The sequence below is a fragment of the Devosia sp. MC1541 genome, assembly GCF_012847305.1.
Taxonomy (GTDB): domain Bacteria; phylum Pseudomonadota; class Alphaproteobacteria; order Rhizobiales; family Devosiaceae; genus Devosia.
Map to the genome: position 1 here is coordinate 102,331 of NZ_JABBDZ010000009.1, position 26,360 is coordinate 128,690.

Consider the following 26,360-nt stretch of genomic DNA (forward strand, 5'->3'; position numbering starts at 1 on the left):
GGCGATCAACCCTTCACCTTAGCAACGGCAGCGCGAATGCTGTCGGCAGAAACGTCGCCAACGATCTGGCTAACGACAGCCTGTGCGGTGTCGGCAGCAATTTCATCAACGTTAGTGAGTGCGGCAGCCTTGGTCGCTGCGATACGCGCTTCAGCTTCGGTGACCTTGGCGGTCAGTTCTGCTTCTGCAGCGGTACGCTTTGCAGTGATGTCGGCATTGATTGCGTCGCGTGTCTGGGCAGCGATCGCCTGAGCCTTAGACTTGGCTTCGGCAAGTGCCTTTTCATACGATGCGATTGCAGCGTCGGTCTTCTGACGGTCGGCGTCGGCAGCAGCGAGGTCCGCTGCGATCGTCGCCTGGCGTGTCTCGATGGTCTTACCGACCTTCGGGAGTGCCAGCTTGCTCATCAGGAGGTAGAGCGCTGCGAAACAGATTGCGAGCCAGAGCAACTGGCTGGGGAAGGTAGCCGGATCGAATGGCGGGAACACGTCTGAGTGACCGTCACCATGCGAAACAGTTGCATGAGTGTCTGAGTGGTCAGCGTGGACCGCGGTGTCGTCGGTCGGCGTTGCCGCTTCTTGAGCGTAGGCTTGCGTTACCATCTGGTCGGTGTCCCGTTAATTCCGGTCATCCGGCGTGAGGCCAGATAAAGCGCAGCCGGACAAAATATCCGGCTGCGGAATTGATCGCTTAAAGTTGCTAATTAAGCAACGAACAGCAGGATCAGAGCGACCAGGAACGAGAAGATGCCCAGTGCTTCGGTCATAGCCATACCGAAAATCAGGTTACCGGTCTGGCTTGGAGCAGCAGACGGGTTGCGCAGTGCGCCCGAGAGGAAGTTCGAGAAGATGTTCGACACGCCGAGGGCGGCACCAGCCATACCCAGGGTTGCGATACCGGCGCCGATCATCTTTGCGGCTTCAACGTCCATTTGTTTGTCCTTTCGAGGGTCAAAGTTTACCGGCGAAAAGCCGCCGTTTGAGAGACTCAACGTCTTAGTGTGATGGGTGAACCGCGTCGTTGAGGTACATCGAAGTCAGAACTGCAAACACATAGGCCTGCACGACTGCGACGAGGAGTTCGAGTGCTGTGATTGCAACCGTCATGATGAGCGGCAGCAGTGCACCCAGCCAGCCGAGAGCGCCAAGGGCACCAAGGCTAACTACGAAACCAGAGAAAACCTTCAGGGTGATGTGACCGGCAAGGATATTGCCGAACAAACGAACCGAAAGGCTGATTGGGCGCGAGAGGAACGAAATGATCTCGATCGGCACCACAATCGGCAGGACGTAGCCGGGAACACCCGACGGTACGAACAGCTTGAGGAACTTAAAGCCGTGACGGAAGAAACCGTACACGATCACAACACCGATCACGAGGAACGCCAAAGCGGCAGTAACGATGATGTGGGAGGTTGTGGTGAAGAAGTATGGGAACATGCCGAGGAGGTTACCCACGAGCACGAAACCAAAGAGCGAGAATACGAACGGGAAGAACTTCATGCCTTCCGTGCCCGCTGAACTTCGCAACATATTGGCGACGAAACTATATAGAAGTTCGCCGGCCATCTGGAACCGGTTTGGTACCATCGCCGCACGCGATGAGGAGAGAACCATGAAACCAGTCAGGATCACCACCGTAACGGCCATAAACAGGGCCGAATTGGTGAACGAGAGATTCAGTGCGGTACCAGCGGCCTCATCTCCGACATGAATCGGAATCAGATCGGTGATGACAAACTGGTGGATCGGGTCAGTACCGGCCATGGAGCCCTCTAAGCGTCATCTTTATCGTCGCGCTTCGCGTCAGCAGGGCCTTCATTGGTCCCAACCGTCGAAGCGGCATTCATTTCGTTCGCTGTACGAACGACATTTTTGACGCCTGCTGCAAAGCCTACGATCAATAAAATGATCATGGCCCAAGGCGTCGTTCCTAAACCAAGGTCGATGAGATAACCCATTACGGCTCCCACCAAAATTGCCGCTACGAACTCGGAGCCCATGCGCATGCCGCGGGCCATTCCATTCGCATCTGCTGAAGCGCCACCAGCAACGTTACCGTTCGCTAGATCGCGCTCCTTCTTGGCCGAAGCGATGCGTGATGCAAGATCGCGCGTCGCGTCGCGGGCACTTTTCGGCTGACCTTGGTCGTCCGGAGGTATGTTCATCCGCAACTCCCTATAGTCGGCTTTTCCGGAGGATTTCCGGTCGCCCTTTAAGTCGCGCGCAACATAGTGGTGGCCCCGAAACGTGTCAAGGCGCGCTGCGACTGTGTAAGTTATTGTTGTCGCGCCTGAATTTTGAATGTTTGAGGGGTGCGGCATGCTGTCCTGCGCGCAAGAGTGGCGAAGTGGTGGCGGCACGTGAAGATTCTTAAGAATTACCGAGAGCCTAGGCGGTCTCTAGGTAGCTTTCCGCGGTTTGCAGATCGACAGAAACGAGCTGGCTGACCCCGCGTTCTGACATCGTGACCCCGAAAAGCCGATCCATCCGTGCCATGGTTATTGGATTATGGGTAATCACCATAAAGCGAGTTTGGGTCCGGTGTCGCATCGAGTCGAGTAAATTGCAGAATCGCTCGACATTGGCGTCATCGAGTGGCGCATCCACTTCGTCGAGCACGCAGATGGGGGCGGGGTTGGTCAGGAACACCGCAAAAATGAGGCTCATGGCGGTTAGCGCCTGCTCACCCCCAGAGAGAAGCGTCATGGTTTGAGGCTTCTTGCCCGGTGGTCGGGCAATAATTTCGAGACCTGCTTCGAGCGGGTCATCGCTTTCCACAAAGGTCAGCTCTGCCGTGCCGCCGCCGAACAGCGTGGTGAAGAGCTCTTGGAAATGCGCATTGACCTTGCCGAAGGCCTCATTGAGCCGCGCGCGCCCTTCGCGATTGAGATTGCCGATGGCCACACGCAGTTTGGCGATCGCCTCAATGATATCGTCGCGGTCTCGCACCATGGTGTCGAGCTTTTCTTGAATCTCCTCGGCTTCTTTCTCTGCCGATAGGTTCACCCCACCCAAACGCTCGCGTTCGGCCTTGAGCCGCTCGAGCTTGTGTTCGGTTGGTTGCTCCGCGGGCAGCGGTTCTTCCGGGCGAATGCCTGATGCTTCCAGCGTGCGGCTTGCCGGAATGCCGAGGTTCTCTTCGGTCTGCCGCTCAATCTGCAGGCGCTGGCTGATGATCCCCTTGAGCCGCTCTTCGACGCGGGTAAGCTCAATGCGGACATTATTGAGAGCATCGTTTGCGGCCTTGACCGCTCGGTCGGTCTCCCGCCACGCGGTTTGTGCATTATTCAATCGTTCGACGGCGGCTTGGTGATCCTCGCTGGCGATGTCGATTTGCTCATCGAGCTGGGCTTTGCGTTCGTCAAACCCGTCTGGCGAATCTGCCATATCGGCGAGTTGGTCCTGCACATCGGCGGTGCGGTCATCAAGTGTCGCCAATTGATTGCGCGCGCCATCAAGGCGGCGCTGCCAGGAGGCCATGTCTCGCGTCAACTGCTCAAGGCGCGTCGTACGCAGGCGCTTGGTTGATTCGAGCGTGTTGAGGCTGAGGCGCGCCGCATCGGCTTTTTCGCGCAGAACAACGACATGGCTTTGTGTCGCCTGAGCCGCCGCAGCCATCGTGTCTTCATCGGCCAGATCTGCCAAAGCGTCGAGCGCGGCCTGTTCGGCCATTTCCGCGTCACCCACACTGCTCGCCACGCGGAGTTTTGCATCTTCCAGCGTCGATTTGCGAGTGGTGAGATCGGAAAGAGCGCGCTGGGCTTTGTCGAGTTCAGCCTGCGCCGTGGCGATAGCGTGTTGCGCAGTGCGCCACGCTGCCCGACATTGCCGTTCGCTGCCCCGTGCTCCGTCAAGCGCTGTCGCGTGAGCATCGACCTCGCGCTTCCAGGCATTGCGTTCGCCCTTTGCGCGAATGATGTCTTCATCCAGCTCAACGAGGCGGTTCTTTTGCGCCAGACGCAGCGCCGCTGCACTCGGTGCATCAGCTGCAGCAATCAAACCATCCCAGCGCCAAACAGCCCCTTCAAGTGTCACCAGTCGCTGCCCGGGCTTAAGGGCTCGGATTAGGCTTGGGCCGTCTGCCGCATCAATAAGACCAATCTGGTCAAGACGACGCTTGAGTTGCGGCGTGCCCGAAACATAGCGCGATAAGGGCTCTGCCCCTTGCGGCAGGTTCGGATCTTCACTGCGGTCTAGGGCTGGGGACCAATGGATCGGCGCGTCACTGTCCGATGAAGCTTCGAGATCATCGCCCAATGCCGCGCCGAGCGCAGTTTCATACCCCGGCTCAACCTGCAGCTCATCGACGATAGCGGGCCACGTCCCCGTGCCCGTCACCAGCATTTTATTGAGCGTCGCCGCTTCCGCCTCAAGGCTCGTCACCAGCGTTTCCAGCTCGCCAAGGCGCGGTCGCGCGCCATCGAGCTTTTCTTGCGCGAGGTGAACCTTGGCTTCCGCCTCCACCGCATTGGCCTCAGCGATTTCGGCTGCCTCTTGCGCACCCTCTAAAATATCGCGTCGTGCCGAAACGGTCTGGTCCGCGTTGAGTGCATCGATCACACGCTGATAGTCGCTTTCCAGATCGGCCAACTGCTGGGCGAGGCTGCGTTTGCGCGTCATGGCCTCTTGGGCATTGCGCTGCGTTTGGCTGCGCATTGCGCGCAATTGCGCCAAAGCTTCGGTTGCCTGCCGGGCCGCAGCGTCCGCTTGCGTGACCGCGGCTTGCGCCAACTCAGCCTCTTGGCGGGCGGTTACGCTCTCGTCCTGCGATCCTTCAAGTTCATATTCGAGATCAGCGCGCTCATTATTATAGGAGTCTATCGCTGCTTCGCATTCCGCAACCAGCGCACGCTCACGTTGGCCATCGGCTGCGATCTGCTGCAGCCGGTTTTGCAGCTCAACACGCCGCTGGCTCATGCGCCGTGCTTCTTCGGCCAATTGCTCTGCTAAAATCGTATAGCGTTGCAGCACCGCTCCGGTCACAGCTTCCCGCTCCCGCAGCGGGGCAACTGCGGCTTCGGCCAGTTCGGCGGCCTTTTGGGCCTGGTGTTCGGCGTGGGTGGCATCCGCCAGTTGACGAATGATCACCGCCTGCGCTGCTTCAGTTTCTTTCTCGGCGACGCGCGCCGCAACCCAGCGGATATGAAAGAGTGTCGCCTCCGTGCGCCGAATATCCCCTGACAGGGCGCGATACCGCGTGGCCAGACGCGCCTGCCGCTTGAGGGTTTCAAGCTGGCTTTCGATCTGCGCGACCACATCGTCAACGCGCTCAAGGTTGGTTTCAGCCGCCCGAAGCCGGATTTCCGCCTCGCGCCGCCGCGAATGCAGGCCCGAAATCCCCGCCGCTTCTTCAAGCAGTGCTCGGCGCGCCGTGGGTTTGGCCGAGATAAGTTCGCCGATCTGTCCCTGCCGCACCATAGAAGGAGAGTGCGCACCCGTGGAGGCGTCAGCGAACAGCATCTGCACGTCACGTGCCCGCACTTCTTTCCCGTTCACCCGATAGACAGAGCCGGCTTCGCGCTCAATCCGGCGCGTCACTTCCAAAACATCGGCTGAGTTCAGCGCTGCTGGCGCGCTGCGGTCGGTATTATCCAGCACCAGCGTCACTTCGGCAGAATTGCGCGCCGAGCGATTGCCCGAGCCGGAAAAGATAACGTCGTCCATGCCCGAGGCGCGCATGGCCTTGTATGAGCTCTCGCCCATCACCCAGCGCATCGCTTCGACGAGGTTCGATTTCCCGCAGCCATTGGGGCCGACAATGCCTGTCAGGCCTGGCTCCATGACGAGCACGCTTTCATCGGGGAAGGATTTAAAGCCGTGAAGCTTGAGCCGCTGAAATTTCATGACGGCGCGCGGCAACGCAAAAGAGGGCGCGCTATGCGCACCCTCTCAAATCTTATGTCTGCGCTAAATTGCTCAGACAGGGCCGAATTACTGCGCCGCTGGAGCGACGAAGTCGGCAGGGACCAGCGGGTCGATGGCTTCAGCCAGCTGTTCGAGCGACTTACCGCCAGAAAGCGTCTTGCCGTTGACGTAGAAGGTCGGGGTCCCGGAAAGGCCAAACTCATTCACTGCTTGTTCGCGCTGCGCTTCGATACCAGTGAAGATAGCCTGATTCGTCAGAGCAGCGTTGAAGCTCTCTTCGGTGAAGCCCAACTGCAGCGCGACAGCGTAGATCGCGTCGCGTGGCTTATCCGACATGCTCCATTCGTTCATGGTCTTGAAGTAGGTCGCGATGACATTGTGGTAGTTGTCTTCGCCAGCAGCTTCAGCAAGCAGGAAGATGGCCGCGTCGATTGCGTTACGCGCAAACGGACGGACGATGAATTTCACCTTGCCGGTTTCGATATACTGTTCCTTGAACGGGCCATAAACGTTGTTATGGAACGCCGCACAGTGCGGGCAAGTTGGCGATGCATATTCAATCACGGTGACAGGCGCGTCGGCATTGCCTTCGAACTTGTCAGCAATGTCGCCAGCAGGAGCCATAAGCTTGGCAACATCGACCATATCACCATCAGCAGCCTGTGCTGCGGAAATGCCAGCAACGCTTACCGCCGACGCGGCAGCTGCAAGAATGAGTGTATCGCGGCGATTGAACTTCACGTTTAGCTCCTAATTCCAATTTTGCGGACACTACACTGGAGAAAAGTGTCGGCAAGAGGGCTTTGACATCAACAGGCGTTGATCGCCTATGTTTTCCGTTTCGTTTCAGCCCTGCGTGCGAGCGCTAGGCCAAGGGTTGTGAGCGACTGACGCAAGCTGTCGTCTTCGATTGTCTCAGTCAACTTGCCTACTTTTGCCAAGCTTTCTGGGCTCGGTTCGTAGGCCTTATCGGTCTTTGGACCTGAATTGGCGATGAACGGTTCTGCCGAAAGGCGCACCTGGTCCACCAGTACATATCCAAAATAAAGGTTCACCGCCTTGGCGATGTTGGCCGCCTCATGCTGGGCAAACAATGCAGTGCCCGGCGCGCAGCGGATATAAAGAGTAGCGCCTTCAGCGCTATTGGCAATTTTGGGCCAGCTCAGCTTGTGTGGCTGGGTTGTTTCGTCAAAGGGGCGCGGCGCGATATTGCGCCACTGGGTAAGAATATCCCGACCGGCAAAGCCGCGCTTGCGCAGCACGGGGTCGAGCGCGCCCGACAGAGCGTCCGCCACCGAGGTCGCCCTATTGCGCCGCTTATATTCGGGTAGTTTGTCTGCCATGCCCCAAATATGGTCACGGACGGCACCCAGACAAGTGAATTCGCGGTAATGCTACGGGGCTTGCCAGAAAACTGTGCCCGGCATAGGTCACCTTATGCCCCTTTCTGCCCCCCATCCCATCGATTCAGACGGCGTTCTGCGCTGGTACGACACTCATGCGCGCGATCTGCCTTGGCGCGTTTCGCCCGAAGCGCGCAAACAGGGGATAAAGCCGGATCCCTACCGGATCTGGCTCAGCGAGGTCATGCTGCAGCAGACAACTGTTGCAGCGGTAAAAGCCTATTTCACCCGCTTCATCAGCCTTTGGCCAAGCGTGCATGATCTGGCGGCAGCCCCGCTCGACAGCGTGCTGCGCGAATGGGCGGGCTTGGGATATTATGCCCGGGCGCGAAATCTTCACGCCTGTGCGGTCGCGGTGGTCGCCGAGCATGGCGGCACATTTCCGCAAACCTCCATCGCTCTCCAGGGCCTACCCGGCATCGGCGCCTACACCAGCGCGGCGATCGCTGCCATTTGCTTTGATGAAGAGATCGCCGTGCTCGATGGCAATCTCGACCGTGTCTTGGCTCGCTACTACGCTCTCGATATTCCGGTCCGCGACGCCAAACCCGAGCTCCGCTCTGCCTTGCAGCTTGCTGTTCCCTCGCGCGCTGGCGACTTTGCTCAGGCCATGATGGATTTGGGGGCCACGATTTGCGCGCCCCGCACTGCATCCTGCCTGATTTGTCCTTTGCATGATGGCTGCGAAGCCCGCCAAGAAGGCCAGCCGCTGGTCTATCCCGTCAAACCGGTCAAAGCCGAAAAGCCTGTCCGCAAGGGCCATGCTTTTGTCATGCTCGATAGTGCAGGCGATGTTTATCTGCGCACCCGTCCGAGCAAGGGACTGCTCGCCAGCATGACCGAAGTGCCGACGTCTGTTTGGGGCGATAGTCTGGGCGAGCCGCTATATCCCGTCTCCGCCGATTGGCGCCCGCGCGGGCAAATCGTCCATGTCTTCACCCACTTCCGGCTGGAGCTGGAAGTCTGGTCTGCTGTTGTGCCGAGTGACGCATTGTCCGAAGGCTGGTGGGCAGAGCCTCAGGGGCTCAGGGGCGAGGCCTTGCCGACGCTTTTCCGCAAAGTTCTGGCGGCTGCAGGTTTTGAGAACGCCGTCTAAAGCCAGAGCAAGCCCATTGGGACGACATCGTCCCAAGCGTTCTGAATGCACACGGCCTTGCGCCTTAATCCCTCACGCTCAAATCCGAAGCGCTCATAAAGGGCAATGGCCTTCGTATTGCTGGCATAAACCTCAAGCTCAATCCGCTTGAAGCCTTCTTCTTTTGCCGCTGCGAGTGCCGATTTCATGAGCGCGCTCCCAACGCCTCTCCCCCGAAAACCACTCATGACGCCCATGCCGAGGCTGCCAACATGCCTCGCCATATCGGGTTCGCGGCAGATATCGCACCAGCCGATGACCACATCTTGGTTCACCGCAACCAAATGCGGGTTCCGCCTTTCAATGTTGTGGGCGACGAAGTTTCGGGTGCGTTCGATGGGCGGCGCATCGGTCATACGCAGATATTTCTGCTCCCGAGCTACAGCGCCCAGCACAGCATTATACCCCGCTGCATCGCCCAAGGTGATGGCGCGAATAGTGACCACCATGTCTCATCCCCCAGCAACAAAAAGGCCGCTGGCGAACCAGCGGCCATATAGTAGCCTGACGAATGCTTTGGAGGTCAACCTCAGGCAGAAAGTCGGTCGAGTTGTTGGCGGATGCCTTCCCGAAGACTATCAATCGGGGCGACAGCGCCGTTCTGTTCGTGGTGCCAGAAAGTCCACCCGTTGCATGACTCAGCTCCAGTCACCAGAGCGCCGACCTTGTGGATCGAACCCTGATGGTGGCCTGAGACGAGTGAGCCGTCTGCACGAACCATGGCAGTGAAACGTCGTTGGCTATCAAAAAGTTCAGCGCCGACTTCAATTAGTCCCTGTTCAACCAAGGAACCGAATGGAATGCGCGTTTCTTTGCGCTTCGGCTTAATCTGTTGCAGCGCTTCGAAAACACCTGGGCGAATGGCGGCGATACGCTCACGTGCACCCTTGATGTAATTTTCTTCGCGGTCGATCCCAATAAAGTGACGACCCAATTTGCGAGCGACCGCGCCAGTTGTGCCGGTGCCGAAGAATGGATCGAGCACAATATCGCCTGGCTTAGTAGTCGCGTTCAGGATGCGGAACAGCAGCGCTTCCGGCTTCTGCGTCGGATGCAGCTTGCTGTCGTCTTCACCCTTGAGGCGCTCATTGCCGGTGCAGATCGGGAAGAGCCAGTCAGACCGCATCTGCGTGTCGTCATTGGCCAGCTTCATGGCTTCATAGTTGAAGGTGACGCGGCTCTTCTGGCTTTTGGCAGCCCAGATCAGCGTCTCATGCGCATTGGTAAAGCGTGTGCCACGGAAGTTCGGCATCGGATTGGCCTTGCGCCAAACGATGTCGTTCATCATCCAGAACCCAAGGTCCTGCAATGCCGTGCCAACGCGGAAAATGTTGTGGTAGGAGCCGATGACCCACATCGCCCCATCGGGCTTCAAAACGCGGCGGGCAGCAGCCATCCAAGCGCGTGTGAACTCATCGTAATGGGCGAAGCTTTCAAACTTGTCCCAATCGTCATCGACGGCGTCGACTTTGCTCTGGTCCGGGCGGGTGAGGCCCTGTTCCAGCTGCAAATTGTATGGGGGATCTGCGAAAATGAGATCGATAGAGCCGGCCGGCAAGCTGTTCATATGGTCGATGCAATCGCCCATGAGGACAGTATCGATCGGAAGACGTGAAGTCTCCCTTTCCGCATCGGTCTTGGCGACCGTACGCGCGGTACTCAACATGCTCTTAACCCTAACGCAATACTAACAAGCCCGTTATAGCGTGCTGAAGTTAATGGAGCGTTCTTAATGGGTTAGCGAGGAGTTAATTCTCCAATTCTCTCGCATTACCTGCCGCAAGCAGGGCCGCTATTGGGGCGAATTCACTGCGGTGGTGGCGACATGGGCCGTTTAATTTCAAGGCCTTCATATGCGCAGCGGTGCCATATCCCTTGTGGCCGGAAAAGCCAAAATGGGGCGCGTCAGCATCCATAATGGCACACATGCGGTCGCGCGTGACCTTGGCGACAATAGATGCCGCCGCAATTGACACGCTGCGCCCGTCACCACCGACCAGAGCAATTCCGGGACAGGGCAGGGCCGGTGGCACATCGCGCCCATCGATAAGCGCGCGGTCGGCCTTTTGCGGGAGGGCTGCAACGGCCTTGGCCATAGCCGCAAGCGTCGCCCCACGAATGTTGAGGGTTTCAATGTCTGTCGGCGGCGCGCTCACGATAGCGACGTCGGCGCAGGCCATGATCTCTTCATAAAGCGCCTCGCGCTTGGCCTCGGTCAGCTTCTTACTGTCGTTGAGCCCTTGCGGGATGCGGTTGGGGTCCAAGCGAACAGCCGCAACCACCACAGGCCCTGCAAGGGGGCCACGTCCTGCCTCATCGACACCAGCGACATAAAGTGCGCCGCGCTCGAGCAGCATGGTCTCATGGCTAAAGTCCGGCCCGGCAGCGGGGGCGGTGAAAAGATCTGCTGGAGCTGTGTGAAGATCTTTTCGCTTTGCCATAGGGATACCTCAAACCAAGCCGATTGTTGGTATCGGCAAGCCCAGCAGGTTGATACAAGAGTCTGGTTGAGGAGCAAAGGAGAGGAGTTCACGTGCGTCGATCTGGTTTCGCTCTTGTCCCATTGCTGTTTTGCGTCTCAGCCGCCGCTCAGCCGTTTCAGCATTCGTCGGGCGAGTATCGCGAATACAATCGCGATTGGCTCGCTGCCTGTCCCAATTTCATCGATGAAGAAGCGAACTCTTGGTACGGCTACTCGTGCTTTGCCAGCACAGCCAGCCAAGAGATGAATTCGGCAAACCTGCCCGTATATAAGCTGACAATGGTGCTCAACCGCTTAGATGGCGCAACCGATATCGCCATCACAGTCGCTGCCGACAAGCTGAGCTATGACCAGTCGCGACCCATACAGCTCAAGTTCACCAACCTTCCGCCGATTGCACTGAAGATGGGCAACTCGTTGGAAATCCGAGACAACACCATCAATCAATTCTTTATCTCCGATGCAGCGCTCTCTGCGACGGTTTTGGAGCACATGAAGGAGCGCAACGCTCTCATCCTCTCGGTGCCGGTCGTGGGTCAAATACGACCGGTCGAAACGCGCCTTTCGACACAAGGCGTTCTGGCTTCGCTGGACTTTATGTCTACGCACGCGCGCAAGGTCGCCCAATACTAAGTCCAGAGGTGACGCCTCTGTTGCCATGTGCTAACCGAGCCCCGCAATTGAAGGCTTGGATATGACCCTTAATCTCGGCGCTGGCTTACTGTTTGATATTGATGGCACTTTGATGGAGAGCGATCCGATCCATCTCGCGGCTTTCAATCAGGTGTTTGGCCCTTATGGGCATGTCATCGACCACGAGATCTACGCCAAACATATTCAAGGCTTCGCCAATGAAGCCATCGCTGCCCATTTCATTCCCGGCGAAAGCCTAGATCGCCGTAAGCAAATTCTCGACGGCAAGGAAGCACTGTTCCGCGAATTGGTCGCGACCTCGATAGAGCCGCTTGCGGGCTTAATGGATCTGCTCGAATGGGCACGCAGTCACGCCATTCCCATGGCCGCTGTCACCAATGCCCCAATGGCCAATGCCGACCTCATCATCGATGGCATCAAAGCGCGGTCGTATTTTTCTCACATCATCTCAGCCGATGATCTGGCGCAGGGTAAGCCGCACCCACTGCCTTACCTGACAGGCCTTAGCCACCTCAACGCGGTGGCGGCCAACAGCGTCGCATTCGAGGACTCTCGCACCGGCATAGCCTCGGCCACAGGTGCAGGCATTACCACAATTGGCCTCGCCACCGGCATTTCCGAAAGCGAACTGCGCAAAGCAGGCGCGACCCTTGCCACGCCTGACTACACCAATCCCGCCGTGCTCGATCTGATCAAATCAAAAGTGCTAGCCGCTTAGAAAAGGCTCAGCTGATTGGTTTCGAGCTTGGGCGCCACGAAAAGATCATTGCGCAGTGGTGGCAGCTTGGCGTCGAGCCCATAGCGCTCCCGGGCCTTTTCAAAGCGCTGGCTCAGCAGCGTGGCATAGGGGCCTTCGCCGGTCATGCGCGTACCAAAGCGCGAGTCATAATCTTTCCCCGCGCGCGTATCGCGCACCAGCGAAAGCACATGCCGTACGCGGTCAGGGAAGTGGCGCAACAGCCATTCGCGGAACACATCGCGCACCTCGCCGGGCAGGCGCAGCAAGATCATCTGCGCGCTGATCGCTCCTTGCGCCTTGCCCGCATCGAGAATGCGCTCCAATTCCATATCATTGATCGCCGGGATCATGGGCGACGCAAAAATTGCGGTCGGTATCCCGGCCTCACTCAACCCCTTTATGGCCTCAAGCCGACGGGCAGGCGATGAGGCGCGCGGCTCCATCTTGCGGCTCAGCTTGTGATCCATCGACGTCACCGAAATCGCAACTTTGGCCAGTCCAAGCTTTGCCAATTTCTCCAGTAGATCGAGATCGCGCAGAATAAGGGCCGATTTTGTGGTGATCATCACCGGATGCTTGGTCTCCAGCATCACCTCCAAAATCCCACGGGTCAGCTGGTGCTTGCGCTCGGCTGGCTGGTAGGGGTCGGTATTGGTGCCCATGGCAATTGGCTTTGGACGATAATTCTTGGCGGCGAACTCGGCCTTGAGCGTCTCAACCGCATTGGTCTTCACATAAATATCGCGCTCAAAATCAATCCCGGCCGAATGCCCGAGATAGGCGTGGCTTGGCCGCGCAAAGCAATAAGAGCATCCATGCTCGCAACCGCGATAAGCATTGATGGACCGCTCAAAGGCGATATCGGGACTGTCGTTGCTGGTAATGATCGATTTGGCGCGTTCGGTGTGTTCCACCGTTTCGAACACCGGCATGGGCTCTACATTGTCCCAACCATCGTCAAAACTTTCGCGCTGGAACGCTTCAAATCGGCCACTGGCATTGGACTGCGCACCGCGCCCGCGAATACGATCCGGGTTGACCAGTTCGCGGCGCGTCAGGTCTGCATCCCTGCTGCGGCTAAGACGTTCCAATGCTTCGAAAGAGGGGGCCTGATAAAGCGCCATCTGGTGTCTCCAGCTCAAACCCGACGGAAGAATCGCGCTCTTCAGCCGACATCTTCTCATTAGGTTAATTAGGAGAACGTAACAAGAACAAATAAGTTCCGCGAGGTGCCTTTGTGCGTCATATGGTCAAGGCTGCCATGCACTTCAAGACTTTACGAAGGGAGGCAAGGGGCATAGAGAACTTGGCTCTGTCTTGCTCACTCGCAGTTCTCCAAGACGCCCAAGGCGCGTTGGATGCCCTAGTGTCATCCTACTGACATGACCTGACACCGAAATTAGACACTGCATCGCAACTGAACCAGAGCGGCCTCCCGTCGTCGGTTCTGTTTGCGCTTATTTTTTGAGGTAATACGATGTCGCAAGCGACGATGGACGGAGCCGTTAAGGCTGCGCCACACCAGCCGGAAGATGCGGCGCGCAATAATCTGGTCATAGCCCTTTTGCTGGTGTCGGCCTTTGTCATGTTCTTGAACGAGACCATCATGAGCGTTGCCATTCCGCAGCTCATGATTGATCTCAACATCACGGCTGGTTCTGCCCAGTGGCTGACGACAGCATTTTTGCTGACTATGGCCATCGTGATCCCGATCACCGGCTATTTGCTCCAGCGCTTCCACACGCGTCCGATTTTCACGGCGTCGATCTCGATTTTCTCGGTCGGCACTTTGATTTGTGCGATTGCGCCAGGCATTGAGTTGCTGATTGTCGGTCGTGTCGTGCAGGCCGTTGGCACCGCGATCATGATGCCGCTGCTGATGACCACCGTTATGTCGCTGGTTCCTGCAAATGGTCGTGGCAAGGTGATGGGCAATATCTCCATCGTTATGTCGGTGGCGCCTGCCATTGGCCCGACCATTGGTGGTTTCATCCTCGCCCACTTCGCGTGGCGCTATATGTTCTACTTCACCCTGCCGATTGCGATTGTTACGCTGGTCGTCGGCTACCTCAAGGTTCAGAACGTTTCCGAACCGCGCAAGACCCCGCTCGACGTCATCTCGGTGATCCTGTCGGCGCTCGGTTTCGGTGGTCTGGTCTTCGGTCTCTCGAGCTTAGGCGGCGGCGGTCATGGCGGCAGTGTTGAACACGCCGCCGAGCAGGGCGCGTCGATGCCGGCTTGGGTTCCTGTGGTCGTCGGCGTTGTCGCTATGGCCATTTTCGTCTGGCGCCAGATCCAGCTGCAGAAGTCCGACAAGGCTCTGCTTGATCTGCGCGTTCTGACCCACGGCAATTACTCTGTCTCGCTGGTCACCGCCTCTTTGGCGATGGTGGCGCTGCTCGGGTCCTCGATCATGCTGCCGCTCTACACCCAGCAGGTTCTCGGTCTTGATACGCTGCAGACCGGCATGCTGATGCTGCCCGGTGGTCTGATCATGGGCGTTCTCGCGCCGCTCGTTGGTCGCCTCTATGACCAATACGGTCCGCGTCCGCTGATGGTGCCGGGCGTCTTCGCCGTTTCCGCTGTCATGTGGTTCTTCAGCTTTGTCGGTACCGATACCCCGGTCTGGCTGGTTGTCGCCGCCCACATCATCATGAGCATCGGTCTGGCGTTCGTCTTCACCCCAATGTTCACCGCCGCCATGGGTTCCGTTCCTAAGCCGCTCTACTCGCACGCCAGTGCGACCCTGAGCTCGGTGCAGCAGGTTGCTGGTGCCGCGGGTATTGCGCTCTTCGTGGCGCTGATGAGCCTGACCTCTGCCGCGCAAATGGCTGAGGGCATTGCCCCGGTAGAAGCTATGGCAGCAGGCGTTCGAGCCAGCTTCATCTGCGGTGGCATTGCCACCGTGCTGATGCTGATTGCCGCTTGGTTTGTCAAAAAGCCGGAAGGCGAAGGTCCGGGCGAAGGTTTCGCTGGCCACTAATGAAAAAGAAACGGCGCCCTCAGGCGCCGTTTTTTTATGCTGTTATCGTTCCGAGAGCCGGGGCATCAGCTCGACGAAGTTGCACGGCTTGTGCCGGTAATCGAGCTGGTGAGTGAGAATACCCTCCCACGCATCGCGGCAGGCGCCGCGCGAACCCGGTAGGCAGAACACAAAGGTCTCGCCAATCAACCCCGCAGTCGCCCGCGATTGGATCGAGCTCGTGCCCACCGTCGTTGCCGAATATTGGTGGAAGAGCACGGAGAACCCCTCCATGCGCTTATCGAACAAAGGCTCGATGGCCTCTGGGGTCACATCGCGCCCCGAAAACCCGGTGCCGCCGGTGGTCAGCACCACGTCAACATCGGGGTTGGCGACAAAGCCCTGCACCACGGCGCGGATCTTTTGAATGTCGTCGCGCACTACCACGCGCTCAAAGCAGATGTGGCCATCCGCTTCGAGCAGTGACTTTAACAGCGCGCCGCCAGTGTCAGTTTCCAGAGTACGTGTATCGGAAACCGCCACGACCGCTATCGAAAGGGGACGAAACGCCCGATCGTCAAACCTTGCTGCCTTGAACATAGCCGTCTCCATTCGTGTTCCGCAGTTCCTCTGGCACAGCTTCTTCGCTCGCAACAGAAAAATCCTGCGACGCTTCGATGTCACTGCGCGGATCAAGATTCACCGTTTCTGGCGTCTCAGTCCCCATTGGTTTGAATGGCGCGCGTTCCGACGCATCTTTCGATTTGCGGGCGCGCATACGCAGCAGTGCAAAGGCGGCGACCAGCGCGTGGAACGTTGCCGTCACCATAAACAGCGCCATCGGCGCAATTTGCCCCATCAGGATCGACGCAGCCGTCGGGCCGATGGCAAGGCCGATCCCGTGGATCAGCAACATCCCACCCGCCACCTTGGCGAATTGCCCATCGACGGCAAAGTCGTTCGCATGGGCCACAGAGATCGGGTAGAGCGGGTTCGCCGCCAGCCCATAAAGGCCAAATAGCGCGAACATCAGGAAGCCGGGCCCAGGGTTAAAGAGGACAACCAGAAGCCCCACGGCCGCTGCGCCAAAACCCAAGCCTGCCATAACCTTGCGGCGGTCGATCTTATCGGACAAGCGCCCAAAGGGGATCTGTCCGATAGCGCCAGCAATAGCGGCAATGGCAAACAGCAGCGCAATACCGCTGGCGTCCATTCCCTGCTCAAAGCCGTAGACCGGCGCGAGCGTGCCGAACGCACCATTGGCCATGCCACAGCAGAGCGCGGCAACAGCCGCCACGGGCGATGTCTTGATCAACAGGGGCAGGTCGAGCTTGGCCGAGGTCAGAGGACGCGGCTGTGGGCTCGACGTCATGGCAGTTGGCAAAACCGCGCAGATAAAGCTGATCGCGCCGATAATGAAGGGGATATAGCCCGCAGTGCCCGTGACCGACATGGCCAACTGGCCCATGGTCGAGGCGGTCATATTGATGGTGGTGTAGATCGAGAAGATGGTGCCGCGGCTGCGATTGTCAGCCACTTCATTGAGCCAGCTCTCGACGATCATTGCCGCGCCGGCAAAACAGAAGCCAGAGAGCGCGCGCAACACGATCCAGCTGACATCGTTGATCATCAAGAGATTGAGAAGGATCGTGATAGTGCCGATCGCCGCCATCACCGAAAAGGCGCGAATATGCCCGACCTTGCGCACCACAAAGGGCACGAAGATAGAGCCAGCCACAAAGCCTATCGACCAGCCCGTGCCGATCAGACCGAGCGAAAACAGTGAGAAGCCTTCTTCTGCGCCACGGACGGAAAGCAAAAGCCCCTGCAGGCCGCCGCCGAACATCAGGAGTGCTGAGCCGAGGAACAGGGCGTAAATTTTAATGACGGAAGCCATGCCGCAAAACGTACCCGCTAAATTATTCTGGTCTTCAACCAGTCCAATATGACCGTAACGCGACACACCGCGAACAGTCCGGGGATTATCTTTGAGCAAGTACGAACACAGACTTAAGGCAGAGACAATTCTGCCATTCTTGATCTGAAACTTAGGAGGTCGCGCCAAGCCTGCTGCTTGGCAGCCGGGTTGCGCAACAGATAGCCGGGCGGCAGCGTAGCAATCGCTGGCACACTATGGCTGCCAATGCTCACATCCTGCCACTTGCCGCGCATCTTGATGATGCTGCTGGTGGACTGGAACACAGTCTGCGTCGCCATCTGGCCCATCGTCATCACGAGGCGCGGCCCGATCAGCTCAACATGGCGGTGCAGGAAGGGCAGGCACAAAGAAAGCTCTTCGGGCGTCGGCGCGCGATTACCGGGCGGACGCCACGGAATGGTGTTGAGCGCATAAACGCTGTCCCAATCGAGCCCGATGGAGGCGAGCATCCGCGTCAGCAAATCCGCAGTTCGCCCCGCAAATGGTCGCCCTTCACGGTCTTCATCTGCCCCCGGAGGATCGCCGATAATAACGATCTTGGCCTCAGGATTGCCCTCGCCGAACACCAATTGTGTGGCGCGAAATTTGAGGCCACACCCGTCATAGCTTTCGAGGGTTGCCTTAAGCGCCTCTAAAGTTGGGGCCTCTGAGGCCAATCTTTGGGCTTCACCCGGGTCGCCACCGATTGGTCCCGCCAGCGGCGGCGGGGCTGCAGGCTGGGACGCCTGTTGCACAGACTGTACAGCAGCGCGCGGCGCGGCAGCCTGTTGTGTCTTCTGCGCAAACCGATCAATTGCGTCCTCACCCACGGCGAGGTCGACCCCGGCTGCTCGATACCATTCGAGAACCGAGAGCAATTCGTCGTTGTTGAGTTGCTGATCTTGAGACATTGCCCCTGTTATGTCACACCCCAACGGGTGCGAACAGTCGCGCGCGGGCCCCAAAGGTAGAATCCACATGGCTGAAGCCGGCAATAGAGAGATACTGTCCACAGATGTGCTGATTGTCGGGGCCGGTCCTTCCGGGCTTGCCGCTGCAATTCGCCTCAAACAGCGTTTCCCTGACATTGCCGTGACCGTCGTGGAAAAAGCTGCCGAAATCGGTGGACACATTATTTCCGGAGCCGTCATGGACCCGATCGGCCTCGACGCGCTGATCCCCGATTGGCGTCTCAAAGGCGCGCCTGTCGGCCCCGATGTGACCAGCGATTCCTATCATTTCCTGACGAAAACCGGTGATTTCCCGCTCCCGCACGCCCTCGTGCCCCCGCAACTCAAAACCAAGGATGGTGTGATCATCAGCCTTGGCCGCTTGGTGCAGTGGCTGGGTGAACAAGCTACTGAATTGGGCGTCGATATCTTCCCGATGACCGCTGCGGTCGACGTGTTGCAATCAGAAAACGGCCCGGTGCGCGGCATCATCACCGGCGACCTTGGGCGCGACCGTGACGGCAATCCCAAGGATGGTTTTGCCGAAGGCATCACGCTCGAAGCCAAATATACGCTGATCGCCGAAGGCGCGCGCGGCTCGCTCGCCAAACATGTGATCGCCGGTTTTGATCTCGCGAAAACCCCACAGCACTATGGCCTCGGCATCAAGGAAGTTTGGCAGGTGTCGCCAGACAAACACCAGCCGGGCAGGGTGGATCATTACCTCGGCTTCCCGCTCGGCAATGACACCAATGGCGGTGGCTTCGTTTATCACGCCGAAGACAACAAGCTCTATGTCGGCCACGTCACCTATCTTGACTATGCCGACCCAAGCCTCTCGCCCTTTGACGAGTTTCAGGCTTTTAAAACCCACCCCTCCATCGCCAGCCTCCTAGAGGGCGGCGAGCGACTATCCTATGGTGCGCGCACCATTGCGGCGGGTGGCTGGCAATCCATACCGAGCCTTGCGTTCCCCGGCGGTGGCCTCATCGGCTGCGCGGCCGGTTTCATGAATGCCCCGCGCTTGAAAGCCATTCACAACGCCATTCTCTCCGGTATCGGTGCCGCCGATGCGGTCGGCGCTGCGGTCGCCTCTGGGCGCGCCCATGATCGGATCGAGGATTTCGGCAAGTCGATCATGCGTACAGGTATCGCCAAAGAACTGCAAGGCGTCGCCAATGCGAAGCCTCTCTGGAGCAGGCTCGGCACCATCTTTGGCTCGCTGGCAATTGGCACCGATCTTTGGTTCTCAACCATTTTCAAGGCCTCCCCGCTCAAGCTGGCGGGCGTGCCAACGCGCGACGCCGAAAAGCTCAAGCGCAAATCTGGCCCCGGCAAAACCTATCCGCGCCCCGATGGCAAAATCACCTTTGACCGCAGCTCGTCGGTGTTTCTGGCCAATCTCGCCCATGACGAAGACCAGCCTGTCCACCTCAGGCTGGCCGACCCAACCATTCCGGTCCGCGAAAACCTGCCAAAATTTGGCGAGCCTGCGCCGCTCTATTGCCCTGCTGGCGTTTATGAGATGAGCGAAGACGGTGGCGCGCCGGTGTTCCGCATTCATGCCGCTAACTGCGTGCATTGCAAAACCTGCGATATCAAAGATCCGGCCCAGAACATCACATGGGTCCCACCTGAGGGTGGCAGCGGTCCAAACTATAGCGGTATGTAATTTTTCTTGGGGTACAGCTGCCCTTGCGGCGCAGTCCTAAAACGGACAATCTTTGCCGCCAAAGCTGCCATTGTGGCCAACGGAGAGTTCAGAACAGTGAATTTCCTATCGCATCGTTGGGCGAAATGCCTGATTGTCACTGCATCCGTCGCGCTCTTGGCATCGCCGATTGCAGCGCAAACAAGCTTTGATCTGTCAAACGTCGCGCGCAATATCATCAATCTCGTACGCCCTTCGGTGTCCGGCGCCTATCTGGCTGGTAATCAGTCGCTCGCCGAACTGAGCACCGAAGACGCCGCCCGCTTTTATCAGGACGCGGCTGAAGCTGACTGGGACAACAATATGCTGGTGGAGCGCGCCTTTATCGCGCTCGCTGCAGACGGTCAGATCGGCAAAGCTGCCTCAACGGCGCGCCGCTCGCTTGAGCTCGATCGCAACAATGATTTGGCCAAGCTGATTGTTGCCACCGAAGCCCTCAAAGAGCGTCGGTATAGCTCGGTTGAGCGTCAGCTTGAGAATGTTACCCCCGGCAGTTTTTCAGGCATCACCGCTTATATCCTGCGCGCTTGGGCCCTGGTTGGCGACAACAAGGGCGCTGAAGCCGACACGCTGATGAAGGATCTCGGCGATAGCGGGCTGGAAGACTTCCTCGTTTTCCATCGCGCATTGATGGCCGAAACCTCAGGCGATCAAAAGCTTGCTCTCCAGCTGGCTGAACGCGCCTATGATGTTGAGCCCTACGTCGCGCGCATCGCCGAAGTTTACGCGCGCCTGCTGGCGAACAATGGTCGCTTTGACGAAGCCACAGACGTGCTCGATGAATATGAAGCGCAAGGCATTTCGCATCCGCTCATCACCAGCGTCCGCGAAGCCGTCGATCAACAGCGCAAGCCAGGGGCCTTTGCTACCAATGTGCAAATCGGCGCTGCTGAAATGTTCCACGGCATTGGCATAGCGCTGACCCGTGATCGCAGCTTTGATCTCGCCCTTCTGTTCATGCGCTTGGGCACATATCTCGATCCATCTGCCGATGTGATTTCACTGGCGGTGGGGCAGATTCTCGATGTCGCCGGTCAGCATGAAGATGCCAACAGTATTTACGACGCCATCCCTGCGACCTCAGCAATGAAGGCGACGGCCGTCGTGCGCATTGCTCAGAACCTAGACAATATGGGCGACCGCGAGGAAGCCATTCGTCGCCTCACCAATATCGTCGCCATCAATCCAGAAGACATCGAAGCTGTCGCAGCGCTCGGTGATCTCCTGCGGACCGACGAGCAGTACCTCGAAGCGGCAGACGCTTACACTAAGGCGCTCGACATCACCGGTGGCGAGCAGGCCTCTGATTGGCGCTATTACTATGTTCGCGGCATTGCCTATGAACGCGCCAAGGAATGGCCGAAGGCCGAAGCTGATTTCCTCCGTGCCCTTGATCTAAATCCCGACCAGCCGCAGGTCCTCAACTACCTCGGCTATTCTTGGATCGACATGGATATGCATCTTGATCGCGCTCTGGGCATGATCGAGAAGGCCGTCGAACAGCAACCGCAGGATGGCTACATCATCGATTCCTTGGGCTGGGCCTTCTACAAGCTCGGACGTCTCGATGAGGCGGTGGAGACACTCGAACGCTCGGTTATGCTCCTGCCCAACGATCCAGAAATCAACGATCACCTCGGTGACGCTTACTGGAAAATTGGCCGCAAGAACGAAGCGCGCTTCCAGTGGACGATTGCCAAATCGGTGGACGACATTGGCGTGGTCACAAAACGCGTGGACCCGAAACTGGCTGATGGCCTGACCCCAGCGAACGAAACCAAGTAAGCGCGCGTTGATGGTCGTTTATCAGCAGGATGCCCCAGCCAAGATCAATCTTGCGCTGCACATCACCCGTCGGCGCGAAGACGGCTATCATGAGCTGGAAAGCCTGATCGTCTTCGCGGGCGTGGGGGACGACCTCGATGGTGAACTTGCCGAAGCGGATAGTCTGACCATCAGTGGCCCCTTTGCCGCGGGGCTTGATGCAGGACCATCCAATCTTGTGCTCAAGGCGGTTGCGGCTTTCCGCAATCGCTGGCCTCACCTCGCGCCGCCGGGGCTAAAACTTCACCTCACCAAAAACCTGCCGGTCGCTTCTGGCATCGGCGGTGGCTCGGCCGACGCCGCCGCCGCGCTGCGCATTCTGCTCGAGATCGCGCCAGAGCACCCGCCCATGGGCGAGTTGATGGACCTCGCGACAACATTGGGCGCTGATGTCCCGTGTTGCCTCGTGTCACGCCCACTCGTTGCCCGTGGCATTGGCGAAATCCTCTCGCCCTTGCCAGATTTCCCCAAGCTCTACATCGTGCTCGTCAATCCACTGATCGGCGTTGTTACGGCAGACGTCTTCCGTCGCCTGCGCAGCCACGACAATTATCCCTTGCCCCAACTTCCCGAGGTGCTCACGCGCCCGGCGCAACTGGGCCTTTGGCTGGCAGAAACGCGCAACGATCTTGAGCCGCCCGCGGTAAAGCTCGTGCCCGAAATTGGTACTTTGGTGGATGAGCTAGCGGAAACGCATGGCTGTATTCTCGCCCGCATGTCAGGATCGGGTGCAACGTGCTTTGCGCTCTTTGGCGCCGAGGGGCAGGCGCATGAAGCAGCGGCCCAAATGGGCCGCCTGCACCCCGATTATTGGGTCGCTGCAGCGCCACTTCTGCAGCCAAGCAGCTAATCGCCGCTTGGCTCAAATCTTTTCGGAAAACTTGATCCGCGCTTAGGCCGCGCGGCCAATCGAATGCACGACAACGTCGGCCAAAATGGTCTTCATCTCGCTGTCGGGCAGGGCGTCGAGAGCTGCGATAGCCGCCTGCGCATGCGCTTGAGCTTTTTCGAGAGTCTTGGTCAGCGTGTCATAGCGATTGAAGATCGCCACAACTTGCGCCACTTCCAAATCACTCGCATCCATATTTCCCAGCGCCGACGCAATGAGCGCACGTTCGCTTTCGGTCGCCGATTGCAGCGCCAGAATAACCGGCAGCGTCATCTTGCCTTCGCGCAGATCGTCGCCGACATTCTTGCCGAGCGAGGCGGCCTGCCCACCATAGTCCAGCGCATCGTCAACGAGCTGGAAAGCGTTGCCCAATTCAAGCCCATAAAGCTTGAGCGCATCACGCCCAGCCTGATCGGCACCACCAGACAACGCACCCACTTCACACGCCGCTTCAAACAGCACAGCTGTCTTAGCGCGGATCACGGCCGCATAGTCTTCCGGCGTGGTCGTCAGGTCGCCCGTCTTGGAGAGCTGGAACACTTCGCCTTCCGCCATAATCGCCGAAGCCGAGGACAGCACGCCAAGCGCTTCAATATTGTTGGTTTCCACCATCATCATGAAGGCTTGCCCAAGCAGGAAGTCACCGACAAGAATGGAAGCCTTATTGCCCCACACCATGCGGGCCGCAGGCTTGCCGCGACGCATGTCGCTCTCGTCCACCACGTCGTCATGCAACAGGGTTGCATTGTGCATGAATTCAACTGCCGCAGCGAAATTCACCGCATAAGGCGTTTTCCGCCCAAACAGAATTGAGGCTGCGACCGTCAACATGGGGCGCAAGCGTTTGCCGCCACTGTCGATGAGGTAGCGGGCCAACTCGGGCACCATGTCCACATGGGAGTGTGCGCGAGACAAAATCATCTCGTTAACGAGGGCCATATCGTCAGCGGTCGCGGCCATAAGCCGTTCAACCGGGTTCATCGCTGGCGCTTCTTTGGTCTGGGGCAGAACCGACACCGTCGTAAAGTCCTTGTCGCCTTGGTGGCAAATCGGGTTGAGACTGTCGCGCACTCCCATATAGGATAACGCGAAGTAAGCCATCCGGATGCGATGTCCCTAGACCAGCCCACCGACTTTGTAAAACATCAAACACTAACGCGCGACGCCTTTTTGGGTGGACGCCTCACTCTGTCTCAACCTCAAAAAGGCTTTAGGGCCGGGCTAGACAGCGTTTTGCTTGGCGCCTCCGTCCCTCAGCACACAGCGCATCTGCTCGATTTGGGGGCTGGTGTCGGCACTGCCGGGCTCGTTGCCATGAGCCTCGATCGCACCCATCAACTCACTCTAGCCGAACGCGATTCGGATATTGCTCTGATTGCTGAAGCCAATATCCGCGACAACGGCTTTGCCGAGCGCGCTCGGGTCATCACAGCCGATATCACCTCACCCACAGCGCGCCGCGAAGCAGGCTTCCCCGAAAACGCCTTTGATTGTGTTATCGCCAACCCGCCTTATTTTGACGCAGGGAGTGGCACGGCCGCATCGGGTGCCTACCGGCAAGGCGCACGACACATGGCACATTCAGAGCTTGAACTCTGGGGCAAGGCCGCAGCCGGTGCCGCGCGGGCCTCTGGCCTCGCGATCTTTGTGTATCCAGCGACAGGTCTTGCGTCTCTCATTGCCGCCTTCGATCAGCGCTTTGGTGCTATCGAAATTCTACCCCTTGCGCCGCGCACCGGCCAGCCTGCCTCACGCGTTCTCATTCGTGGGCGCAAAGGCTCGCGCGCGCCACTTACGCTCCACGCCACGCATTATCTTCACGGCGATCAAGGCAATGAGTTTAGCCAAGAATTTTCCGCGATCCTTATGGGGCAGGGTCCCTTCGACTGGTAATCGGGCCTGACGCACCATAAATAAGGTCGAACAGTAGGGGCACACGCATGACAAGAGCAGATGATCGAAAGCGAAATTGGTTTGCGAAGTTTTTCCAGCGCAACCCAGTCGTGCCTGTCGTTCGTCTGCACGGCACCATTGCCGCCGAGTCCCGTCCCGGTCGTTTGAACATCGCCGGCGTCGAGCCGCTCCTGCAGCGCGCCTTTACGATGAAGTCCGCGCCTGCTGTGGCCATCATCATCAATTCCCCCGGCGGATCACCGGTCCAAAGTCGCCTGATTTCCAAGCGCATCCGCGAACTGGCCGATCAGCACAAAAAGCCGGTTTTGGTCTTCGTTGAAGATGTTGCCGCCTCCGGTGGCTACTTTATCGCCGTCGCTGGCGACGAAATCTTCGTCGACCCGTCCTCCATTGTCGGCTCAATCGGGGTCATCATGTCCGGCTTTGGTTTCGTTGAAGCCATCAACAAGCTGGGCATTGAACGTCGCGTCCACACCGCTGGTCGTAACAAATCCACCCTCGATCCATTCATGCCGCAAAAGGCAGAAGACGTTGAGCGCATCAAATCGGTCGAACTGGAAATCCATCAGGTCTTTATCGATCACGTCAAAGCCTATCGCGGCGCCAAGCTCAAAGCTGACGACGATACGCTCTTCACCGGTGAGTGGTGGACCGGCTTGCGCGGTGTCGAATTGGGCCTCGTTGATGGCATTGGCGATATTTACGCAACCCTGCGCGAGCGCTTCGGCCCCAAGGTTGAGCTAAAAATCATCGCACCCAAAAAGCCGATGTTCGCCATGCCGCGCTTAGGTCTTTCCACCGGCACCCTTGTCGACGAACTCTCCACTTCCCTAGATGACCGCGCCCACTGGTCGCGCTTTGGACTTTAAGCCATGCTCCTCCGCATTCTGCTGTTCACCTTTCTGGCCGTGGTCATTTATCTCGGTGTGCGCCGCATCTGGAAGGATTGGTCGGGCAAGATCAATGGCGACGCCGAACGCGCCAAGCAGCTCCGTCGCGAGCGCGACAAGGCCGAGCGCAGCCGTCCCGATGTGATCGAACTCGAACAAGACCGCGACGGCACCTACCGCCCTAAAGGCAAAGACGATCAGCGGTAATTAGCGGGCAAGAACGCGCTGACACCACGCCATCAGCGCATGATCGTCCGTGGCAAAGGACCAGTATTGGGCCAACCAGCGCTTTGCCTCGCCAAAACCCGCGCTAAGCTGGTGATCGTCGAGCCAGCCCTGCGCCAAGGCGCGATCTTCGTCGGTGAGGCAGGGTGAGAGCTCGGCATCGAGATAGGCCACTGCCGCCCAGGCATTAAAGCGTATATCGCCGATCATGGTCGACGGCCCAAAGTCCAACACGGCGGTCAGCGCTCCATGTTGGTTCAGAGTGTTGGTGAGTGCGTAATCGACATGCACCAGTCCGGCTGTGTGAGCGCCAGCAATCTCGGCCGACACCTGTGGTAGGCCCAAGTTTGACAGTTCGCGGCTGTCCACCCTTGCGAGCTCCAGAGCCCCATTGAGATAGGCCTGAAGAGTGGCGCGGCGTACGTCTCCCGTCGCAGCTTGTAGGGCGATATGGGTCGGAGACCCGAGCAGGCGCGGCTCGATGCTTACAACCACGCCACCTATTTCTCGAATGTCACAGACGGTAGGGGTCTGAAACGGCAACTGGCTCTGGCCAATGACCGCAAGCAGCTTTTGCCGCCGTAGTGCGTCCTCCAACCGGGCGTCCGCTCGATGCAGCCGAGCCACCCGGTCAGCCCCGAGAGCGTAGACTTTTGCCTCGCCGCCTTGCCCCAGCATGATGATGCTTTCGGCTCCCAGCGCCTCCAAAATTTCAATATCGCGCATCTACCCCCTCAAATGTCTACGCAAGTGGTTCAAGAGCGACACTGACTCCTGCTTCACCGCTTGACCGGCTC

Annotated in this window: 26 protein-coding genes; 10 read left to right on the forward strand and 16 right to left on the reverse strand. The window is 58.5% G+C overall.

Features of this window, described 5'->3' with window-relative positions; translation table 11 throughout:
- Nucleotides 1-5: 5 nt before the first annotated feature.
- The 7 genes from HKD40_RS11375 to HKD40_RS11405 form a co-directional block, all read right to left on the reverse strand.
- Nucleotides 6-602: a F0F1 ATP synthase subunit B gene (locus HKD40_RS11375; RefSeq protein WP_169195881.1), complete on the reverse strand. Its 597-nt coding sequence runs from the start codon at nucleotides 600-602 to the stop codon at nucleotides 6-8.
- A 101-nt stretch (nucleotides 603-703) separates the two neighbouring features.
- The gene (locus HKD40_RS11380; RefSeq protein ID WP_169195882.1) at nucleotides 704-931 is read right to left on the reverse strand and encodes a F0F1 ATP synthase subunit C; all 228 of its coding nucleotides are present in this window, start codon (nucleotides 929-931) and stop codon (nucleotides 704-706) included.
- Between the two features lie 64 nt (nucleotides 932-995).
- A complete protein-coding gene (locus HKD40_RS11385) occupies nucleotides 996-1,766 on the reverse strand; it encodes a F0F1 ATP synthase subunit A (protein WP_169195883.1) in 771 nt (256 codons plus the stop codon).
- An 8-nt stretch (nucleotides 1,767-1,774) separates the two neighbouring features.
- A complete protein-coding gene (locus HKD40_RS11390) occupies nucleotides 1,775-2,167 on the reverse strand; it encodes an AtpZ/AtpI family protein (RefSeq protein ID WP_169195884.1) in 393 nt (130 codons plus the stop codon).
- A gap of 223 nt (nucleotides 2,168-2,390) precedes the next feature.
- Nucleotides 2,391-5,846: an AAA family ATPase gene (locus tag HKD40_RS11395; protein WP_169195885.1), complete on the reverse strand. Its 3,456-nt coding sequence runs from the start codon at nucleotides 5,844-5,846 to the stop codon at nucleotides 2,391-2,393.
- 87 nt (nucleotides 5,847-5,933) lie between these two features.
- Nucleotides 5,934-6,608 (reverse strand): thioredoxin domain-containing protein, encoded by a 675-nt coding sequence (locus HKD40_RS11400; protein WP_169195886.1) that lies wholly within the window; start codon nucleotides 6,606-6,608, stop codon nucleotides 5,934-5,936.
- 86 nt (nucleotides 6,609-6,694) lie between these two features.
- The gene (locus HKD40_RS11405; protein WP_169195887.1) at nucleotides 6,695-7,210 is read right to left on the reverse strand and encodes a DciA family protein; all 516 of its coding nucleotides are present in this window, start codon (nucleotides 7,208-7,210) and stop codon (nucleotides 6,695-6,697) included.
- A gap of 118 nt (nucleotides 7,211-7,328) precedes the next feature.
- On the opposite strand from HKD40_RS11405, the gene HKD40_RS11410 reads away from it, so the two are divergent.
- On the forward strand, nucleotides 7,329-8,366 hold the full coding sequence (locus HKD40_RS11410; protein WP_169195933.1) for an A/G-specific adenine glycosylase: 1,038 nt from the start codon (nucleotides 7,329-7,331) through the stop codon (nucleotides 8,364-8,366).
- Here HKD40_RS11410 and HKD40_RS11415 read toward each other — a convergent pair.
- From HKD40_RS11415 to HKD40_RS11425, 3 genes are all read right to left on the reverse strand, one after another.
- Nucleotides 8,363-8,854 carry a GNAT family N-acetyltransferase gene (locus tag HKD40_RS11415; protein WP_169195888.1) on the reverse strand — a complete coding sequence of 164 codons (492 nt, stop codon included), beginning with the start codon at nucleotides 8,852-8,854 and terminating at the stop codon, nucleotides 8,363-8,365. The two genes, HKD40_RS11410 and HKD40_RS11415, sit on opposite strands and share 4 nt — an antisense overlap.
- 80 nt (nucleotides 8,855-8,934) lie before the next feature.
- Complete coding sequence (locus tag HKD40_RS11420) at nucleotides 8,935-9,993, reverse strand: site-specific DNA-methyltransferase (protein ID WP_248306034.1); 1,059 nt, start codon at nucleotides 9,991-9,993, stop codon at nucleotides 8,935-8,937.
- 160 nt (nucleotides 9,994-10,153) lie between these two features.
- Entirely contained in the window at nucleotides 10,154-10,762 is a 609-nt protein-coding gene (locus HKD40_RS11425) for a ribonuclease HII (protein WP_169195934.1), read from the reverse strand.
- 176 nt (nucleotides 10,763-10,938) lie between these two features.
- Between HKD40_RS11425 and HKD40_RS11430 the strand changes: the two genes are divergently transcribed.
- Nucleotides 10,939-11,520 carry a hypothetical protein gene (locus tag HKD40_RS11430; protein WP_169195890.1) on the forward strand — a complete coding sequence of 194 codons (582 nt, stop codon included), beginning with the start codon at nucleotides 10,939-10,941 and terminating at the stop codon, nucleotides 11,518-11,520.
- Nucleotides 11,521-11,581: 61 nt separating this feature from the next.
- Complete coding sequence (locus HKD40_RS11435) at nucleotides 11,582-12,259, forward strand: HAD-IA family hydrolase (protein ID WP_169195891.1); 678 nt, start codon at nucleotides 11,582-11,584, stop codon at nucleotides 12,257-12,259.
- Here HKD40_RS11435 and HKD40_RS11440 read toward each other — a convergent pair.
- A complete protein-coding gene (locus tag HKD40_RS11440; protein WP_169195892.1) occupies nucleotides 12,256-13,404 on the reverse strand; it encodes a PA0069 family radical SAM protein in 1,149 nt (382 codons plus the stop codon). The two genes, HKD40_RS11435 and HKD40_RS11440, sit on opposite strands and share 4 nt — an antisense overlap.
- Nucleotides 13,405-13,757: 353 nt before the next feature.
- On the opposite strand from HKD40_RS11440, the gene HKD40_RS11445 reads away from it, so the two are divergent.
- On the forward strand, nucleotides 13,758-15,263 hold the full coding sequence (locus tag HKD40_RS11445; RefSeq protein ID WP_169195893.1) for an MDR family MFS transporter: 1,506 nt from the start codon (nucleotides 13,758-13,760) through the stop codon (nucleotides 15,261-15,263).
- A 42-nt stretch (nucleotides 15,264-15,305) separates the two neighbouring features.
- Here HKD40_RS11445 and moaB read toward each other — a convergent pair whose 3' ends face one another.
- Genes moaB through HKD40_RS11460 form a run of 3 tightly spaced genes read right to left on the reverse strand, consistent with a single transcriptional unit; the run spans nucleotide 15,306 to nucleotide 18,071 of the window.
- The gene (moaB, locus tag HKD40_RS11450) at nucleotides 15,306-15,842 is read right to left on the reverse strand and encodes a molybdenum cofactor biosynthesis protein B (protein WP_169195894.1); all 537 of its coding nucleotides are present in this window, start codon (nucleotides 15,840-15,842) and stop codon (nucleotides 15,306-15,308) included.
- On the reverse strand, nucleotides 15,820-17,205 hold the full coding sequence (locus HKD40_RS11455) for an MFS transporter (RefSeq protein WP_349236807.1): 1,386 nt from the start codon (nucleotides 17,203-17,205) through the stop codon (nucleotides 15,820-15,822). The genes moaB and HKD40_RS11455 overlap by 23 nt, the downstream gene beginning before the upstream one ends.
- Before the next feature lie 47 nt (nucleotides 17,206-17,252).
- Complete coding sequence (locus HKD40_RS11460; protein ID WP_169195895.1) at nucleotides 17,253-18,071, reverse strand: uracil-DNA glycosylase; 819 nt, start codon at nucleotides 18,069-18,071, stop codon at nucleotides 17,253-17,255.
- A 67-nt stretch (nucleotides 18,072-18,138) separates the two neighbouring features.
- Here HKD40_RS11460 and HKD40_RS11465 point away from each other — a divergent pair, with 67 nt between their 5' ends.
- The 3 genes from HKD40_RS11465 (at nucleotide 18,139) to HKD40_RS11475 (ending at nucleotide 22,495) form a co-directional block, all read left to right on the forward strand.
- Nucleotides 18,139-19,782 (forward strand): electron transfer flavoprotein-ubiquinone oxidoreductase, encoded by a 1,644-nt coding sequence (locus HKD40_RS11465; RefSeq protein ID WP_169195896.1) that lies wholly within the window; start codon nucleotides 18,139-18,141, stop codon nucleotides 19,780-19,782.
- 96 nt (nucleotides 19,783-19,878) lie between these two features.
- Entirely contained in the window at nucleotides 19,879-21,606 is a 1,728-nt protein-coding gene (locus tag HKD40_RS18195; protein WP_169195897.1) for a tetratricopeptide repeat protein, read from the forward strand.
- Between the two features lie 10 nt (nucleotides 21,607-21,616).
- Complete coding sequence (locus HKD40_RS11475; RefSeq protein WP_169195898.1) at nucleotides 21,617-22,495, forward strand: 4-(cytidine 5'-diphospho)-2-C-methyl-D-erythritol kinase; 879 nt, start codon at nucleotides 21,617-21,619, stop codon at nucleotides 22,493-22,495.
- A gap of 42 nt (nucleotides 22,496-22,537) precedes the next feature.
- Here HKD40_RS11475 and HKD40_RS11480 read toward each other — a convergent pair whose 3' ends face one another.
- On the reverse strand, nucleotides 22,538-23,515 hold the full coding sequence (locus HKD40_RS11480; RefSeq protein WP_169195936.1) for a polyprenyl synthetase family protein: 978 nt from the start codon (nucleotides 23,513-23,515) through the stop codon (nucleotides 22,538-22,540).
- A 129-nt stretch (nucleotides 23,516-23,644) separates the two neighbouring features.
- Here HKD40_RS11480 and HKD40_RS11485 point away from each other — a divergent pair, with 129 nt between their 5' ends.
- From HKD40_RS11485 to HKD40_RS11495, 3 genes are read left to right on the forward strand one after another with little or no spacing between them, the layout of a single operon-like run.
- Nucleotides 23,645-24,427 (forward strand): methyltransferase, encoded by a 783-nt coding sequence (locus HKD40_RS11485; RefSeq protein ID WP_169195899.1) that lies wholly within the window; start codon nucleotides 23,645-23,647, stop codon nucleotides 24,425-24,427.
- Nucleotides 24,428-24,474: 47 nt separating this feature from the next.
- Complete coding sequence (locus HKD40_RS11490) at nucleotides 24,475-25,317, forward strand: S49 family peptidase (RefSeq protein WP_169195900.1); 843 nt, start codon at nucleotides 24,475-24,477, stop codon at nucleotides 25,315-25,317.
- Between the two features lie 3 nt (nucleotides 25,318-25,320).
- Complete coding sequence (locus HKD40_RS11495; protein ID WP_169195901.1) at nucleotides 25,321-25,545, forward strand: hypothetical protein; 225 nt, start codon at nucleotides 25,321-25,323, stop codon at nucleotides 25,543-25,545.
- Here HKD40_RS11495 and HKD40_RS11500 read toward each other — a convergent pair whose 3' ends face one another.
- Complete coding sequence (locus HKD40_RS11500; protein ID WP_169195902.1) at nucleotides 25,546-26,289, reverse strand: hypothetical protein; 744 nt, start codon at nucleotides 26,287-26,289, stop codon at nucleotides 25,546-25,548.
- Nucleotides 26,290-26,360 lie beyond the last annotated feature (71 nt).

What these genes read in the sequence shown, in the direction of transcription:
- HKD40_RS11460 (WP_169195895.1), bottom strand. Translation starts at nt 18,071, where the DNA reads ATGTCTCAAGATCAGCAACTCAACAACGACGAATTGCTCTCGGTTCTC.
- HKD40_RS11445 (WP_169195893.1), top strand. Translation starts at nt 13,758, where the DNA reads ATGTCGCAAGCGACGATGGACGGAGCCGTTAAGGCTGCGCCACACCAG.
- HKD40_RS11475 (WP_169195898.1), top strand. Translation starts at nt 21,617, where the DNA reads ATGGTCGTTTATCAGCAGGATGCCCCAGCCAAGATCAATCTTGCGCTG.
- HKD40_RS11390 (WP_169195884.1), bottom strand. Translation starts at nt 2,167, where the DNA reads ATGAACATACCTCCGGACGACCAAGGTCAGCCGAAAAGTGCCCGCGAC.
- HKD40_RS11440 (WP_169195892.1), bottom strand. Translation starts at nt 13,404, where the DNA reads ATGGCGCTTTATCAGGCCCCCTCTTTCGAAGCATTGGAACGTCTTAGC.
- HKD40_RS11425 (WP_169195934.1), bottom strand. Translation starts at nt 10,762, where the DNA reads ATGCTGCTCGAGCGCGGCGCACTTTATGTCGCTGGTGTCGATGAGGCA.
- moaB (WP_169195894.1), bottom strand. Translation starts at nt 15,842, where the DNA reads ATGTTCAAGGCAGCAAGGTTTGACGATCGGGCGTTTCGTCCCCTTTCG.
- HKD40_RS11500 (WP_169195902.1), bottom strand. Translation starts at nt 26,289, where the DNA reads ATGCGCGATATTGAAATTTTGGAGGCGCTGGGAGCCGAAAGCATCATC.
- HKD40_RS11480 (WP_169195936.1), bottom strand. Translation starts at nt 23,515, where the DNA reads ATGAACCCGGTTGAACGGCTTATGGCCGCGACCGCTGACGATATGGCC.
- HKD40_RS11415 (WP_169195888.1), bottom strand. Translation starts at nt 8,854, where the DNA reads ATGGTGGTCACTATTCGCGCCATCACCTTGGGCGATGCAGCGGGGTAT.
- HKD40_RS11485 (WP_169195899.1), top strand. Translation starts at nt 23,645, where the DNA reads ATGTCCCTAGACCAGCCCACCGACTTTGTAAAACATCAAACACTAACG.
- HKD40_RS11395 (WP_169195885.1), bottom strand. Translation starts at nt 5,846, where the DNA reads ATGAAATTTCAGCGGCTCAAGCTTCACGGCTTTAAATCCTTCCCCGAT.
- HKD40_RS11375 (WP_169195881.1), bottom strand. Translation starts at nt 602, where the DNA reads ATGGTAACGCAAGCCTACGCTCAAGAAGCGGCAACGCCGACCGACGAC.
- HKD40_RS11465 (WP_169195896.1), top strand. Translation starts at nt 18,139, where the DNA reads ATGGCTGAAGCCGGCAATAGAGAGATACTGTCCACAGATGTGCTGATT.
- HKD40_RS11385 (WP_169195883.1), bottom strand. Translation starts at nt 1,766, where the DNA reads ATGGCCGGTACTGACCCGATCCACCAGTTTGTCATCACCGATCTGATT.
- HKD40_RS11490 (WP_169195900.1), top strand. Translation starts at nt 24,475, where the DNA reads ATGACAAGAGCAGATGATCGAAAGCGAAATTGGTTTGCGAAGTTTTTC.
- HKD40_RS11495 (WP_169195901.1), top strand. Translation starts at nt 25,321, where the DNA reads ATGCTCCTCCGCATTCTGCTGTTCACCTTTCTGGCCGTGGTCATTTAT.
- HKD40_RS11405 (WP_169195887.1), bottom strand. Translation starts at nt 7,210, where the DNA reads ATGGCAGACAAACTACCCGAATATAAGCGGCGCAATAGGGCGACCTCG.
- HKD40_RS11420 (WP_248306034.1), bottom strand. Translation starts at nt 9,993, where the DNA reads ATGGGCGATTGCATCGACCATATGAACAGCTTGCCGGCCGGCTCTATC.
- HKD40_RS11380 (WP_169195882.1), bottom strand. Translation starts at nt 931, where the DNA reads ATGGACGTTGAAGCCGCAAAGATGATCGGCGCCGGTATCGCAACCCTG.
- HKD40_RS11435 (WP_169195891.1), top strand. Translation starts at nt 11,582, where the DNA reads ATGACCCTTAATCTCGGCGCTGGCTTACTGTTTGATATTGATGGCACT.